Origin of the sequence: Streptomyces sp. NPDC047081, assembly GCF_040643775.1 — a bacterium.
In the GTDB taxonomy this organism is placed as follows: domain Bacteria; phylum Actinomycetota; class Actinomycetes; order Streptomycetales; family Streptomycetaceae; genus Streptomyces.
Genome location: NZ_JBEYUY010000030.1, coordinates 55,687 through 70,553 on the forward strand (window position 1 = coordinate 55,687; position 14,867 = coordinate 70,553).

Here is a 14,867-nt window from a genome sequence, read left to right on the forward strand (position 1 = left end):
GGCCGTGTCTTGATTAATCTGTTGGCGGAGGCGGTTTTCGTGACGCCTCCGCCGCTTCATGTTCCTGCTACCCGAGGAGTGACTCCCTCCAGCGATGGACGGATCGTCCTGTAGTACCTGCGCCGCCCCCTCACGACATACCGAGGCGGCGGCATCATGACCACCCCCCTGCTGCTGCTCGCAGCCGCCCTTCTGCTGATCCTCGCCAACGGCTTCTTCGTGGCCGCCGAGTTCGGCCTGGTCACGGTCGAGTCGACGGACGCCGAGAAGGCCGCCGCCGAGGGCGACCGACGGGCCCGTAGGGTCGCGGAATCGCTCAAGGAGCTGTCCTTCCAGCTCTCCGGCACCCAGCTCGGCATCACCATCACCTCCCTGGTCGTCGGCATGCTCGCCGAACCGGCCCTCGCCGAGCTGCTGCACGGCCCGTTCTCCGCGATCGGCATCCCCGAGGGCGCGGTCTCCGGAGTCGCGGTGGTCGTCGGCATGCTGGCCGCCTCCGCCGTGCAGATGGTGATCGGCGAACTCGTGCCCAAGAACTGGGCGGTGTCCAAGCCCATGCAGGTCGCCCGCTTCGTGGCCGGCCCACAGCACGCCTTCGCGCGCCTGTTCCGGCCGGTCATCGCCGCGCTGAACGCCGTCGCCAACCGTCTCGTCCGCGCCCTGGGCGTCGAGCCCGCCGAGGAGCTGGCCTCCGCCCGCACCCCCGGCGAACTGGTCTCGCTGGCCCGCCACTCGGCGCAGGCCGGCGCGCTGGAACAGGACACGGCCGATCTCTTCGTACGGACCCTCTCCCTCGCCGAGCTGACCGCGCAGCACGTCATGACCCCGCGCGTGAAGGTCAGCGCGCTGCAGTCCTCGGCCACCGCCGAGGACGTCGTCAACCTGACCCGCGCCACCGGCCTGTCCCGCTTCCCCGTCTACAAGGAGAAGATCGACGAGGTCGTGGGCATGGTCCACCTCAAGGACGCCCTCGCGGTCGCCGCGCACGAGCGCCTGCGCACCCCGGTCGGCCGTATCGCCCGCCCGGCCCTGCTGGTCCCCGAGACCCTCCCCGTCCAGCCGCTCCTCGCCCAGCTGCGCAGCGAGCAGCCCATCGCGGTCGTCGTCGACGAGTACGGCGGCACGGCCGGCGTGGTCACCCTGGAGGACATCGTCGAGGAGATCGTCGGCGAGGTCCGCGACGAGCACGACGGCCAGGACGTTCCCGAACTCGCCGCCGCCCCGCCGGAGGACGGCAGGCCCGCCTGGGACGCCGACGGCAGCTGCCGCGTCGACATCCTGCAGCGCATAGGCCTCGACGTGCCCGAGGGGCCGTACGAGACGGTCGCCGGCCTGGTCGCCGACCTGCTCGGCCGTATCCCGGCCGCCGGGGACAAGGCCGAACTCCCCGGCTGGCGGCTCACGGTCCGCCGGGTCGGCCACTACCGCGCCGAGCGAGTACGGCTGGTGCGGACCGGGCCGGTCGTGGAGGTCGCCCGATGAGCGTGCTCCAACTCCTTTTCGCCGGGCTGCTCGTGCTCGCCAACGGCTTCTTCGTCGGCGCCGAGTTCGCCCTGGTCTCCGTCCGCCGCAGCCAGATCGAACCGCTCGGCACGGCGAGGGCCCGCCAGGTCCTGTACGGCCTCGAGCGCCTCCCGCAGATGATGGCGGCGGCCCAGTTCGGCATCACGGTCTGCTCGTTGACGCTGGGCGCGGTGGCCGAACCGACGGTCGCGCACCTGCTGGAGCCGGTCTTCGAATGGATCCACCTGCCCGACGGCATGATCCACCCGCTGGGTTACGTCATCGCCCTCGCCGCGGTGGTCTTCTTCCACCTCGTCATCGGCGAGATGGTCCCGAAGAACCTGGCGATGGCGGCTCCGGAGAAGGCGGCCCTCTGGCTGAGCCCCGGCCTGGTCGCCTTCGCCCGCCTCTGCAAGCCGATCACCATCGCCCTCGGCGCGGTCGCCCAGGCCATCCTGCGGCTCTTCCACGTCGAGCCGAAGGACGAGGTCGAGGCGGTCTTCACCAGCGAGCAGCTCAACCGCCTCGTCGAGGACTCCGGCCAGGCGGGCCTCCTCGACCCCGAGGAGCAGGAACGCCTGGAGGACGCGCTGGAACTGGGCTCCCGCCCGGTGACGGACGTCCTGCTCGGCCGCGAGTCCCTGGTCACGGTCCCGCCGTCGGTCACCCCGGGCCAGATCGTCGCCCTCACCGCCCGCACCGGCTACTCCCGTTTCCCGATCGCGGCGGAGAAGGGCGCCTTCATGGGCTACCTGCACGTGAAGGACGTACTCGATCTTGAGGACTCGGAGCGGGCGGTACCGCAGCAGCTGTGGCGCCCGATGACGACACTCCGCTCGGAACTGCCCCTGGACGACGCCCTGACGGTGATGCGGCGGGCCGCGACGCACCTGGCGCAGGTGGCGGACGCGTCGGGCCGGGTGTTGGGGCTGGTGGCGCTGGAGGATGTGCTGGAGCTGCTGGTGGGGGAGGTCACGGATCCTGCGCATCGGGAGGTGCGTGAGGTGAGGGTGACCGAGCCTCGGGGGAGTGGGGAGCCGGAGGGGGTGCTGGCTACCTAGGCCGAACGGGGTGCGGTGACAGTGCTATGTCACATACCACTGTCACCGGGCCCAGTGTCATGTGACATACCACTGTCACCCACGCCCCAGTGCTATGTCACATAGCACTGGGATCCTGCGGCCCCCGCCCCGACAGCACCTCCCCGTACGCCTGCATCAGATCCGGCAGCCGCAGCGTCGACAGGTCGTCCCGGGACAGCATCCCGGGATACGTCGTCAGCCGCAGATCCCGGTACGCGCAGCTCTTCTCGTACAGGGTGCGCAGGAAGCGGCCGTTGCCCAGTTCGTCGATCCAGCCCTGGTCGACCACGTGCCCGGCGATCGAGCGCAGCTCGTCCAGGGCCTCCTCGTCCCATACGTCACCGTTCTCCGCGGCCAGCACCTCGCCGATCGAGGTGAGTTCGAGGGGCCGGTAGGACGGGAAGTCGACGCGGGTCGTGAAGCGGGAGGACAGGCCGGGGTTGGCGGCCAGCAGGCGGTCCATGCCCTCCGGGTAACCGGCCAGGATGACCACCAAGTGGTCCCGGTTGTCCTCCGCCCGCTTCAGCAACACCTGCAACGCCTCGTCGCCGTACGCATCCCCCTTGCCGTAGCCGGAGTTGGAGAGCGAGTACGCCTCGTCGACGAAGAGGACGCCGCCGATGGCCGAGTCGATGAGTTCGTTGGCCTTGACGGCCGTCTGGCCGAGGTATTCGCCGACCAGGTCGGCCCGTTGGGCCTCGACGAGGTGGTCGCCGCCGAGCAGGCCGAGGGCGTAGAAGACGCGGCCCAGGATGCGGGCGACGGTGGTCTTGCCGGTGCCGGAGGGGCCGGAGAAGACGAAGTGCCGTTTGGGCGGCTGGACCGGCAGTCCCTGACCGGCCCGCAGTCGCGCCATGTTCAACTGGGCGGACAGCGCCTTGACTTGGCGCTTCACGGGCTCCAGGCCCACCATGCGCTCGAGCTCGGCGAGCGCCTCCTCGAGTAATGCCGGGTCGGTGGGGCCGGCGGGCAGCGGCGAACCCGGGAAGTTCCGCTCGCGCACCGCCGGGTCGATCACCGACGGCACCGCGCCGACCGGCGGCAGCTCCGGCTCGGACAGCCTCAGGTCCCGACCCTCCGCGCCGAACAGCGGGTCGAGGGCGTCGGGCCCCTCCAGGACGTCCTGCGCTCCGGAGAGGGCGATGGCCGCCAAGTCGGTGGACTCGTCGTAGCCGTCGCCCTCGGCGATCGCGGCGAGCCGCGCGGAGGTGTCCATGAAGGCGGGGTCGACCCGGTGCACGGCCCGGTACAGGGGGAGCGCGGCGGCAGTGCGGCCGGTGCCCTCGTGGGCCCGCGCCAGCCAGTACCGCAGCTCCTTGCGCTGCGGCTGCTCGCTGCGGCAGCGCATCAGCGCGGAGGAGAGCAGCGGCTCCGCCTGGCCGTACATCTCAAGACGCACCCGGGCCATCCCGCCGAACAGGCCCGCCTCGATGCCCAGCAGGGCGTCGTCGATCAGCGGGTCGGTGTGGCGGACCAGCTGCTCCCAGTCCTTGACCAGGTAGGCGCGGCAGGCGTGCAGGAAGCGGACCTGGTGGTCGGTGTCCACGGGCGGCAGACCTGCCAGCGCCCGGTCGAGCTCCGGGACATGGCGGCCGTCCAGCCAGTGCGAGGCGTGCGCGAGCAGCAGATCGCGTGGGCTCTCCAGCACCGGCTGCACCCACCAGCCCAGCCAGTACCAGGAGTTGAGGGCGCGGCGGTGCCGGGCGCGCTGTTCCCCGAAGCGGTCCCGGTGCCGGAACATCCGCAGCAGCGCGGTCGTCGTGTCGACGCGCAGCGCGTGCAGCCCGAGCCAGCCGTCGGCCATCCCGGGATCCATCCGGACCGCGGCCCGGAACTCCTCCTCCGCCTGCGGATAGGCGCCCATCGTGTAGGCATCCACACCTCGCAGCCAGGCGAGGTCGGCCGGGGCCTCGGGGCCCTGCGTGCCGAAGTCCATCACGTCCCCCACAAACCGTGCCCCCGTCGGTTGGTCACCGGGTCGTCGCCCCGGTGTCCGCATTGATCGAACCGCCGTGCCGCGGACCGGAGTTGCGGTGCGCGCACCCGCGTTCGTAGGTCGCACCCAGGGCATCGTACCTGCGGGGGTGTCGCCCGCCGAAGGGTGCCGCACAGGCCGTTTGACGAGGTGGGAGCGGATGGGGCGGAGACCGGACGGTGACCGAGAGTGATCGAATCGGGGCTCACAGCGTCCGGATTGTGGAGTGAGGGCAGAACGAAGCCCCCGATCACGGGGGAACAACCGGGGGCTTCGCGACAATGGGCGGCTTCGAATGGCCGCACATTCAGAACGTAAGACCTGTACGGCCCCCCGGTCAAGCCGAGTTGGAGCACTCCGGGAAGTTCCGGGACAAGCGTCTTCACAAGTTCAGCACACTGCGGATGGTCCGTCACCGTGCGTGAGCGGCTGGTCCGGTCCAACTGTCCTTCCCGGCCCCGGGAGTACCTCGTACCCCTTCTCGCACTGCCGTACCAGAAGGTCGGCGAAGGGCCGCGACGGATCTTCGGCGAAGTGTCGTCGTTCCGCCGTGACCCACCCGGCCCAGAACTCCCGCTGCTCCGCCCCGTCCCGGAGCTGTCCCCGCGTCCAGGAATCCTCGTGCTCCAGTTCCATCCACAACAGGTGGGCCAGATACGGGCGCAGGGCGCGGCGGCCGGCTCCGACGCCCTCGACGAGGACCACCGGGGCGCAGGGCAGGGCGCGCGGCGGGGCGAAGCGGCGGGCGCGCCAGTCGTAGGGGGCGTAGTGCGCGCTCTCGCCGCGGCTCAGGGGCTCGATCACCTGGGTCAGAAGGCGGCCCGTCCACGCGAACAGCTCCTCGTGGCTGGCGATGTCGTCGAGGTGCAGTACGGGGGCATCCCCCAGAGCCGTGGCCAACTGCCCGGCGAACGTGGACTTCCCGGAGCCGGCGTGTCCGTCCACGCCGATCAGGCGGACCGGGCCGCAGGAGGGCGGGAGGCGGCGGAGCCGGTGGGCGAGGTCGTGAATGGTGGTTCCTTGGCCGGTCGGAGGGGGCGGCATATTCGACGGGAACATTTTAGTGGCGGATGAAATCAGGACGTATCGGAGGGCTCGCCCGCCGCCGCTTCGAGGTCCTGGTCAGTTGGTCCCGGGACGGCCGCGCAGGTCATGCCAGTGGTTCAGACCAATATTGGCGGGCGTGGCACGGGCCGAAGTGCTGGCAGGACGCCCTGCCCGCGGCCATAGTGGGCGCATTCCGCACCTGCCCCGACTCGGACACCTGGGGGTCATGCCACCCATGAGCAGAGCCGAACAGCCGTCCCGCAGAACCGTCCTCGCCGCCGCGGTGGCCGCCGCGGTCGCGGCCCCGGCGATCACCGCCGGCACGGCCGACGCCTCGGACGCCGCCGAGGACCCGGCCAGCCCCGTCGACTACCGCTCCTGGACCTCGTACAAGGACTGGCGCAGTGGCACCGCCCAGGGCACCCGTGCCCTCGCCGGTGTCCGCCCCGGCGTGGTGATCGCCAAGCCCGCCGGCACGACCGACTACACGGACCCGCACACCGGTACGACCGCCACCTGGGAGTACGCGACCTGGACCTCACCCGTCCACCGGCTGGGCGTCCCCTCGACCGAGGCGATCGCCTCCTGGAACGCGCACACCCCGGCCGGCACCTGGCTCCAGGTCGAACTGCACGGCACGTACTCCGACGGCACCGACACCCCCTGGTACGTCATGGGCCGCTGGGCGGCCGGAGACCAGGACATCAAGCGGACCTCGGTGGACGGCCAGACCGACGGCAAGAGCACCATCTGGACCGACACCTTCGCCGTCGACGACGCGACGACCGGCCTGCGCCTGGTCTCGTACCGCCTGCGCCTCACCCTCTACCGCAAGCCCGGCACCAAGCTCACCCCCACGGTGTGGCGGCTCGGCGCGATGGGCTCCGACATCCCCGACCGCTTCACCGTGCCCGCCTCCACCCCGGGCCTGAGCGGGGAACTGGTCGTCCCGCGCTACTCGCAGGAGATCCACAAGGGCCAGTACCCCGAGTACGACAACGGCGGCGAGGCCTGGTGCAGCCCCACCTCCTCGCAGATGATCATCGAGTACTGGGGCGGCCGGCTCACCCCCGAGCAACTGGCGTGGGTGGACCCGAGCTACGCCGATCCGCAGGTCGACCACGCGGCCCGCTTCACGTACGACTACCAGTACGAGGGCTGCGGCAACTGGCCCTTCAACGCGGCCTATGCGGCGACGTACAAGGACCTGCAGGGTGTGGTCACCCGGCTCGGCTCGCTCACCGACCTGGAGACGCTGATCGCGGCCGGCATCCCGGCCATAACGTCCCAGTCCTTCCTCAAGGAGGAGCTGACCGGGGCGGGTTACGGCACCTCCGGGCACCTGATGACGGTGATCGGCTTCACCGCGGACGGCGACGTCATCGCCAACGACCCTGCCTCGCCCAGCGATGACGCGGTGCGCCGGGTCTACAAGCGGCGCGAGTGGGAGAACATCTGGCTCAGGACCAAGCGGTACAACGCCTCCGGCAAGGTCGTCTCCGGCACCGGCGGGGTCTGCTACCTGTACTTCCCGGCCCGCCCCACGGCCCGCCAGCGCAAGGCGCTCGCGGCGGTCGGCGTCCGCTGAGGCACCCCGCTCACCTGCGAAGGCCCCGGGAAACCGGGGCCTTTCCCTGTGACCAACGTCTCTGCCGCAAAAGCCGTTCCAGGTGGCAAGGTGGACAGAACCCTGGGGGGAGTCCACCGCACACCCGACCTCAGCGAGACGCCATGACCACACACTCAGCCACCGCCGCCCGCACCCGCACCGGCGGTCCCAAGGACGCCGGCCCGAAGATCTTCGAGCACGTCATGGGCTGGACGCTCGTCGTGGTCGTCGCGATGCTCGTCACCCAGCTCGGCCTGCTGTGATCTGACGCGCGCGGCCCCGGCTCCACCGGTTCCCACGAGATCGATCAGACTCGAACGAGTGGGAGTGGTTGTTCTGACATACTGCGGATGTCCCAGCGCCCCTCTCAGACCAGGGTCGACATTGAAGATCAGCGAACAGAGCGACTCCGCCCGTCCGAAGGCCCGGGGCACCGAGCGTTCGCTGGCGCGTCGCGCCGAACTCATCGCCATCGGGCGGAAGTTGTTCGCGGACACGTCCTACGACACACTCTCCATGGACGACATCGCCCGCCAGGCCCATGTCGCCAAGGGGCTGATCTACTACTACTTCCAGTCCAAGCGCGGCTACTACCTGGCGATCATCCACGACTCGGTCGCCGACCTGGTGAACTTCGCGTCGAGCGAGATCGAACTGGAGCAGCTGGACCGGGTGCACCGCACCATGGAGGCCTACCTGCGCTACGCCGAGCACAACCAGGCGGCGTTCCGCGCGATCGTCAGCGGCGGTGTCGGCTTCGACGCCGAGGTGCACGCCATCCGGGACGGAGTGCGCGACGCGATAGTGGCGACCGTCGCCGAGGGGGCGTACGGCCGTACCGACATCTCCCCGCTCGCGCGCATGGGCCTGTTCTCCTGGGTGTGCAGCGTGGAGGGCGCCACCCTCGACTGGATCGACCGCCCCCGGCTCACCCGCGACAAGATGCGCGAACTCCTGGTCAAGACCCTCGGCGGCGCCATGAGGGCCATCGAGGAACTGGACCCCGCCTACCCGGCCCCCGGCCCGGCCCGCCGCGACACCTGAACAAGGGGCGGAGGCTCCCGCGCCCCCACCCCAAGTCCCTGACCTGCGCGGCTAGTTGATCGCCTTGATCAACTCCCCGTTCGCCGTGTCCCCGCTCAGCTCCCAGAAGAACGTACCGCCCAGTCCTTGCTGGTTCTTGTACGTCATCTTCGTCCCGATGGTGGCGGGCGTGTCGTAACTCCACCAGTTGTTCCCGCACTTGGCGTAGGCGGTGCCGCCCACCGTGCCGGTCGCCGGGCACTTGGTCTTGAGCACCTTGTAGTCGTCGATGCCCTGCTCGTACGTCCCCGCAGCCGGGCCGGTCGCCGTGCCGCCGGGCGCGGCCTGGGTCACGCCGGTCCAGCCGCGGCCGTAGAAACCGATGCCGAGCAGCAGCTTCGAGGCCGGGATGCCGAGGCCCCTGAGCTTGGCGATCGTGGCCGAGGTGTGGAAGTTGGCCTTCGGGATGCCGGAGTAGGAGTTCAGCGGCGAGTGCGGAGCCGTCGGTCCCGCCGAGTCCCAGGCGCCGAAGTAGTCGTACGTCATCGGGTTGTACCAGTCGACGTACTGCGCGGCCCCGGCGTAGTCCGCCGCGTCGATCTTGCCGCCGCTGGTGGCGTCCGCGGTGATGGCCGCGGTGACCAGCGAGCCGCCGAACTTCGAACGCAGCGCCGCCATCAGGTTCTTGAAGGCGTCCCGCCCGCTGGTGTCACAGCTGTTGCCGCAGGCGTTCGGGTACTCCCAGTCGATGTCGATACCGTCGAAGACACCCGCCCACTTGGAGTTCTTCACCAGGTCGTAGCAGGACTGGGCGAACGCGGCCGGGTTCTTCGCGGCCTCGCCGAACCCGCTCGACCAGGTCCAGCCGCCGAACGACCACAGGACCTTGAGCCCCGGGTGCTTCTTCTTCAGCTTCAGCAGCTGGTTGAAGTTGCCGCGCAGCGGCTGGTCCCAGGTGTCGGCGACGCCGTCCACCGACTCGGCGGCCGTGTAGGCGCGGTCGGTCGCCGCGTAGGAGTCGCCCATCGCGCACTTGCCGCCGGTGACGTTGCCGAAGGCGTAGTTGATGTGCGTGAGCTTGGCGGCGGAGCCGGACGTCTCGATGTTCTTGACGAAGTACTTGCGGTCGTAGGTGCCCCATTCGGTGAAGTAGCCGACGACCTTCGAGCCGGCGGCCTCCTGGGCCGAGGGCTTCGCGGTGGCGGTGCCCGCGCCGGCGAGCAGCCCGGCGCCGAGGACCGCGCAACACGCGGCCGAGACGAGCGCCCGGAAAGAGGCGCGGGGAAGGTGCGGAACGTGCATCCGGTGTCTCCTCGTGGGGGAGAGGGAACGCGCGCCGATTGGCATGAACGCGGTAAAGCGTTGGTCATGAACAGTAGGAGGACTAGACCAGTCCGGTCAATGGTGCGGACCAATCTCGCGGTCATCCGGTAAGGCTTCCGTTACGGCTTCCGTCCCGCCCGGGATATTCTTGAAGTAAGCGGTCGTTAACTGGTGACTGGCAGCCTCCGATCGGGCATACTCACAGCGCAGAGTCGCTGGTCAGCAGCTTCCGAGACCCGGAAGCGGAGCATCGGCCAGGACCGGTACGACCCGGCGGCGCCGCCCCACCCAAGGCGCTCGTCCGCCGCATGCCCGACACAGGGAGGAGAGCGTCGACATGCCCGACCGCGCCCCGCAGCCGGTGGACCGTCAACTGCCCACGGACGAGGCCCGGGACCTGATCTCGCTCGTCCGCGACATCGCCCAGGGCGAGATCGCCCCGAAGGCGGCCGAGGAGGAGGACGCCGGACGCTTCCCGCGCGAGGTCTTCACCCTGCTCTCCCGGTCGGGCCTGCTCGGACTGCCGTACGACTCCGAGTACGGCGGCGGCGACCAGCCGTACGAGGTCTACCTCCAGGTCCTCGAAGAGCTCGCCGCGGCCCGCCTCACCGTCGGTCTCGGCGTCAGTGTCCACACCCTCGCCTCCTACGCCCTCGCCGCCTACGGCACCAAGAAGCAGCAGGTCGAGTACCTGCCGGCGATGCTCGGCGGGGGCCTGCTCGGGGCGTACTGCCTCTCCGAGCCGTCCTCCGGCTCGGACGCGGCCTCCCTGCGCACGAAGGCGGTGCGCGACGGCGAGGACTGGGTGATCACCGGTACCAAGGCCTGGATCACGCACGGCGGGATCGCCGACTTCTACACCGTCATGGCCCGCACCGGCGAGGAAGGGGCGCGCGGGATCACCGCCTTCCTGGTGCCCGGCGACGCCGAGGGACTGAGCGGTGCGGCGCCCGAGCGGAAGATGGGCATGAAGGGCTCGCCCACCGCCCAGGTCCACTTCGACGGGGTGCGGGTGCCGGACGAGCGGCGCATCGGCGAGGAGGGGCAGGGCTTCGCCATCGCGCTGGCCTCGCTCGACTCCGGCCGGCTCGGCATCGCGGCCTGCGCGATCGGGCTCGCCCAGGCGGCACTCGACGAGGCGGTCGCATACGCCACCGGGCGCCGGCAGTTCGGGCGCCCGATCGCCGACTTCCAGGGCCTGCGCTTCATGCTGGCCGACATGGCCACGCAGATCGAGGCGGGCCGCGCCCTCTACCTGGCGGCGGCGCGGCTGCGGGACGCCGGCCGCCCGTTCGCCAAGCAGGCGGCCATGGCCAAGCTGCACTGCACCGACACCGCGATGAAGGTGACCACCGACGCCGTGCAGGTCCTCGGCGGGTACGGCTACACCGCGGACTTCCCGGCCGAGCGCTACATGCGCGAGGCCAAGGTGCTGCAGATCGTCGAGGGCACCAACCAGATCCAGCGGATGGTCATCGCGCGTCACCTAGCGGGTCCGGAGACGCGCTGAACTGACCCGGGCGCACCTGCGGGGCCGCCAGCCTGACCCACTCCGGGTCGTGCCGGCCCGGCAGAGTGCGGCCCCGGTCGGCCCAGGCGCGCATCAGATCGCGGTAGATCGGCGGATCAGGGTGCTGCGGCGGCGCCGGCGGAACCGTTCCTGCGGGTGGCGGAACGAAGATACGGCGCTGACGCCCGGTCGCTGTATAGGTGGGGGTCATACCAGGGCAACGCGAAGGTAAGGGGACAGGTCACCGATCCACGGAATCGAGCGTGAGTTCACGGGCCGTCCGGCCTCCTGTCTGGTCACCTGCGATTGTCTGACGTACCGTCAGCCGAACCGTCTCCAGGGAGGTTTGGCGTGGCCGACGACCGTCCCGTACCACTCGACGAGTACCCCGTGCACCAGGTCCCGCTGTCCATGAAGCACGTCGCGACCGGTGACCGGAACGCCTACGACCGCTGCATCTTCCACGTCCTCGACCACGAGGGGCGGGCCCTGCTGATCCTCGGCTTGGGGGTTTATCCCAACGTCGGGGTGATCGACGCGTATGCCACCCTGCGCCTGGGCGACACCCTCCACGCCGTACGCGCCTCGGACGCGCTCGGCGACGACCGCATGCATCTCGCCGTGGGACCGCTGCGCATCGAGGTCGAGGAACCCCTGCGGCGGCTGCGGCTGCGCTGTGACGACGAGTCCCTGTCCTACGACATCGTGTGGACCGCCGAATTCCCGGCCCTGTGGGAACCCCATCACCTCCAGCGCCGCGGCGACCGGCTCACCCTCGAAGGGCGCCGGTTCGTGCAGGCGGGCGGTGTGGAGGGGGTGATCCGGGCGGCCGGCGAGGAGCTGCGGGTCACGGCCGGTGAGTGGACGGGGACCCGTGACCGCAGCTGGGGCGTACGCCCCATACCGGGGGAGGAGGGCGGCCGGTTCGCGGAAGAACGGCCTACCGAGGGCTTCCACTGGCTGTGGTGTCCGGTCCGCTTCGAGGACCGGTTCCTGATGGTGATCGTCCAGGAGGATGCGGACGGGTATCGGACCCTGAACGACGCGACTGTGGTCCACGGCGTCAGTGCTATGTCACATACCACTGGCAGTCACGACAGTGCTATGTCACATACCACCGGACGCCACCGCGACCGCCAGCTCGGCTGGCCCGTCCCCGACATCACCTACCACCCCGGCACCCGCCACCCCGAACGCGCCCTCATCCACCTCGGCGACCCCCGCAAACCGCAGGAGCTGGAGGTCGAGATCCTCACCTCCTCGCCGCTCGCGATCGGCGCCGGCTACCCGCCGGCCGACGACTGGCAGCACGGCACCTGGCGGGGCCGGGGCTGGACCGACCGCCGAACCTACGACCTCACCCAGCCGCACCCCCTGGCCGACTACGGCGTCACCGACCACGCGGCGCGCTTCCGCCTCGACGGCCGGACCGGCTACGGCATCTTCGAGCACGGCTCGTTCGGGCGGCACGACCCGAGCGGGTTCACGGACTTCAAGTCGACGGCACCGTAAGGGGGTTCACGACATGGCAGCCACGGCACCCCGCCCCCGCACCAGCACCCGCGACCCGGAGGAGATCGCCCGCCGCCTCACCGCCTGGCTCGGCACCCGCCTGCCCGGCGCCAAGGCGGTCGGCGTCACCGTCCCCGAGTCCAACGGCATGTCCAGCGAGACCCTGCTCTTCGACATCGAGCATCCCGAACCGCCCTTGCGTGCCTGCGCGTTGAGGCTCGCGGCGGACCCGGCGGCGTACACCGTCTTCCCCGTCTACGACATGCCGCGCCAGTACCGCACGATGCGTGCCGTGGCCGAGCACACGGACCTGCCCGTGCCCAAGGTGCTGTGGCTGGAGGAGGATCCGGGCCCGCTCGGGGCGCCCTTCTTCGTGATGGAGCGCGTCGAGGGGCGGGTCCCGCCGGACGTGATGCCGTACACCTACGAGGGCAACTGGCTGCACGCGGCGACCGATGCCGAGCGCGAGCGGCTGGAGGCGGCCTCGATCGGGCTGCTGGCCCGGCTGCACGACCAAGTGCCCCTGGAAGCCGCCGAGTTCCTCGCGCTCCCCGGTGAGGGCGACGCACTGCACCGCCATGTCACCGCTCAACGCGCCTACTACGACTGGGTCGTCGACGGACGCACCCGCTCACCGCTCATCGAGGCCGCGTTCGACCGGCTGGCGGACCTCTGGCCTCGCGATCCCGGCACACCCGTGCTCAACTGGGGCGACGCGCGCATCGGGAACGTCGTCTACGACGGTTTCGACCCCGTCGCCGTACTCGACTGGGAGATGGCGGCCCTGGCCCCGCGCGAGGTCGACCTGGGCTGGACGGTGTATCTGCACCGCTTCTTCCACGACCTGACGGTCGCCTTCGGCCAGCGGGGTCTGCCGGACTTCCTGCGCCGCGACCGCGTCGAGGCCCGCTATGCCCAGCTCACCGGTCACACACCGCGCGACATGGACTTCTACACCCTGTACGCGGCCCTGCGGCACGCGATCGTCATGCTCCGCGTCGCTTATCGCCAGGTGCACTTCGGTGAGTCGGCCGTTCCGCCGGATCCGGACACACTGATCCTGCACCACGGCAGCCTGCGGGCCATGGTGCAGGGCAGTTACTGGGACTGAGCGAGCCGGCTCAGGCGGCCTGGCGGCGCATCACCGGCACGCGCATCGGGCGCGAGCCCGGGCCGCCGACGTGCGAGAACGGCTGCGTCCGCCAGTCGAGCCCCTGAGGGAGCGTCAACAGGAGGGCCGTGTCCTGCTCCTGAGGGTCCGCCGACTCGTCCGCGGAGCGGGCCTCGGCGGCCCTGCGGCCCGTGCCGGCGCAGACGGTGAGGCCGAACGGGTTCCACGGCGAGGCGCACAGCGCGTGCTCCGGCAGCACCTCCTCGTCGGCCAGCAGCGCGATGGGCTGCGCGCAGTCCGGGCAGATGACCCGGAACATCTCGAAGGTGTCGTACGCGTCGAGTTCGTCGCCGTATTCGTCGGCGTCGGGTTCGACGCCCTCCGGCTCGGGCTCGACGACCGCCTGGAGCCGCTTGGGCGCGGTACGACCAGGGCGCTTAAGACTCTGCATGGATAACTCCCCCTCGGGCTGGGGCCGTGAAGGCGCTGCGGCCTCGACCACAGCAAGCACTTCCCGTCCGGTCACGGCGGTAATCACGGGAGCATCACGGAGACGTCCCGACGACTGTGGCGTTCGTCACATGCCGCTCGCAGGTGCCCATGGCGGACGCCTACATCACGAACCGGGCATGACCTGGGCGGCTGAGGTATCCGAGGAGATCAAGCGCACTGTAGGTTCTTGCGCCATGGAGGAGCTCGACCGACAAATCGTTCAGCTGCTCGTCAAGGACGGGCGGATGAGCTACACGGACCTGGGCAAGGCCACGGGCCTGTCCACGTCGGCCGTGCATCAGCGGGTGCGGCGGCTGGAACAGCGGGGCGTCATCCGCGGCTATGCCGCGGTGGTCGACCCCGAGGCGGTCGGGCTGCCCATGACCGCGTTCATCTCGGTCAAACCGTTCGATCCCAGCGCGCCGGACGACATCGCGGACCGGCTGGCCGGGGTTCCCGAGATCGAGGCGTGCCACAGCGTCGCCGGCGACGAGAACTACATCCTCAAGGTGCGGGTGGCCACGCCCCACGAGCTGGAGGAGCTGCTGGCGCGACTGCGGACGCTGGCGGGCGTCTCGACCAGGACGACGGTGGTCCTGTCGACGCCTTACGAGGCACGGCCGCCGCGGATCTGACCGACCTGCGTGCAGAGCGGTCCGGGCGAGGCGCGAGACTGGTCC

At 70.4% G+C, this 14,867-nt stretch carries 13 protein-coding genes; 9 read left to right on the plus strand and 4 right to left on the minus strand.

The window, feature by feature from the left end; genetic code table 11:
* Positions 1-156 precede the first annotated feature (156 nt).
* Positions 157-1,482 carry a hemolysin family protein gene (locus ABZ848_RS39730; RefSeq protein ID WP_360839933.1) on the plus strand — a complete coding sequence of 442 codons (1,326 nt, stop codon included), beginning with the start codon at positions 157-159 and terminating at the stop codon, positions 1,480-1,482.
* Positions 1,479-2,564: a hemolysin family protein gene (locus tag ABZ848_RS39735; protein WP_360839935.1), complete on the plus strand. Its 1,086-nt coding sequence runs from the start codon at positions 1,479-1,481 to the stop codon at positions 2,562-2,564. The genes ABZ848_RS39730 and ABZ848_RS39735 overlap by 4 nt, the downstream gene beginning before the upstream one ends.
* Before the next feature lie 97 nt (positions 2,565-2,661).
* Here ABZ848_RS39735 and ABZ848_RS39740 read toward each other — a convergent pair whose 3' ends face one another.
* Together ABZ848_RS39740 and ABZ848_RS39745 are read right to left on the minus strand one after the other, a co-directional pair.
* Positions 2,662-4,521 carry an AAA family ATPase gene (locus ABZ848_RS39740; protein WP_360839937.1) on the minus strand — a complete coding sequence of 620 codons (1,860 nt, stop codon included), beginning with the start codon at positions 4,519-4,521 and terminating at the stop codon, positions 2,662-2,664.
* A 429-nt stretch (positions 4,522-4,950) separates the two neighbouring features.
* Positions 4,951-5,604: a hypothetical protein gene (locus ABZ848_RS39745; protein WP_360839939.1), complete on the minus strand. Its 654-nt coding sequence runs from the start codon at positions 5,602-5,604 to the stop codon at positions 4,951-4,953.
* Between the two features lie 238 nt (positions 5,605-5,842).
* Here ABZ848_RS39745 and ABZ848_RS39750 point away from each other — a divergent pair, with 238 nt between their 5' ends.
* The 3 genes from ABZ848_RS39750 to ABZ848_RS39760 all read left to right on the plus strand — a co-directional run bounded on the left by ABZ848_RS39750 (position 5,843) and on the right by ABZ848_RS39760 (position 8,260).
* Positions 5,843-7,195: a peptidase C39 family protein gene (locus ABZ848_RS39750; protein WP_360839941.1), complete on the plus strand. Its 1,353-nt coding sequence runs from the start codon at positions 5,843-5,845 to the stop codon at positions 7,193-7,195.
* A 143-nt stretch (positions 7,196-7,338) separates the two neighbouring features.
* Complete coding sequence (locus ABZ848_RS39755) at positions 7,339-7,479, plus strand: SCO1431 family membrane protein (protein ID WP_360839943.1); 141 nt, start codon at positions 7,339-7,341, stop codon at positions 7,477-7,479.
* A 121-nt stretch (positions 7,480-7,600) separates the two neighbouring features.
* Positions 7,601-8,260: a TetR/AcrR family transcriptional regulator gene (locus tag ABZ848_RS39760; protein WP_360839944.1), complete on the plus strand. Its 660-nt coding sequence runs from the start codon at positions 7,601-7,603 to the stop codon at positions 8,258-8,260.
* Positions 8,261-8,311: 51 nt separating this feature from the next.
* Here the strand turns inward: ABZ848_RS39760 and ABZ848_RS39765 are convergent, their stop codons facing one another.
* Positions 8,312-9,541 carry a glycoside hydrolase family 18 protein gene (locus ABZ848_RS39765; RefSeq protein ID WP_360839945.1) on the minus strand — a complete coding sequence of 410 codons (1,230 nt, stop codon included), beginning with the start codon at positions 9,539-9,541 and terminating at the stop codon, positions 8,312-8,314.
* 358 nt (positions 9,542-9,899) lie between these two features.
* Between ABZ848_RS39765 and ABZ848_RS39770 the strand changes: the two genes are divergently transcribed.
* The 3 genes from ABZ848_RS39770 (at position 9,900) to ABZ848_RS39780 (ending at position 13,695) form a co-directional block, all read left to right on the plus strand.
* Positions 9,900-11,072: an acyl-CoA dehydrogenase family protein gene (locus tag ABZ848_RS39770; RefSeq protein ID WP_360839947.1), complete on the plus strand. Its 1,173-nt coding sequence runs from the start codon at positions 9,900-9,902 to the stop codon at positions 11,070-11,072.
* Positions 11,073-11,423: 351 nt separating this feature from the next.
* On the plus strand, positions 11,424-12,584 hold the full coding sequence (locus ABZ848_RS39775) for a hypothetical protein (RefSeq protein ID WP_360839949.1): 1,161 nt from the start codon (positions 11,424-11,426) through the stop codon (positions 12,582-12,584).
* 13 nt (positions 12,585-12,597) lie between these two features.
* Entirely contained in the window at positions 12,598-13,695 is a 1,098-nt protein-coding gene (locus ABZ848_RS39780) for a phosphotransferase family protein (protein WP_360839951.1), read from the plus strand.
* 10 nt (positions 13,696-13,705) lie between these two features.
* Here ABZ848_RS39780 and ABZ848_RS39785 read toward each other — a convergent pair whose 3' ends face one another.
* Positions 13,706-14,146: a hypothetical protein gene (locus ABZ848_RS39785; protein WP_360839953.1), complete on the minus strand. Its 441-nt coding sequence runs from the start codon at positions 14,144-14,146 to the stop codon at positions 13,706-13,708.
* Positions 14,147-14,381: 235 nt separating this feature from the next.
* On the opposite strand from ABZ848_RS39785, the gene ABZ848_RS39790 reads away from it, so the two are divergent.
* Positions 14,382-14,822, plus strand: a complete 441-nt coding sequence (locus ABZ848_RS39790; RefSeq protein WP_121888443.1) for an Lrp/AsnC family transcriptional regulator — start codon at positions 14,382-14,384, stop codon at positions 14,820-14,822.
* Positions 14,823-14,867: the final 45 nt, after the last annotated feature.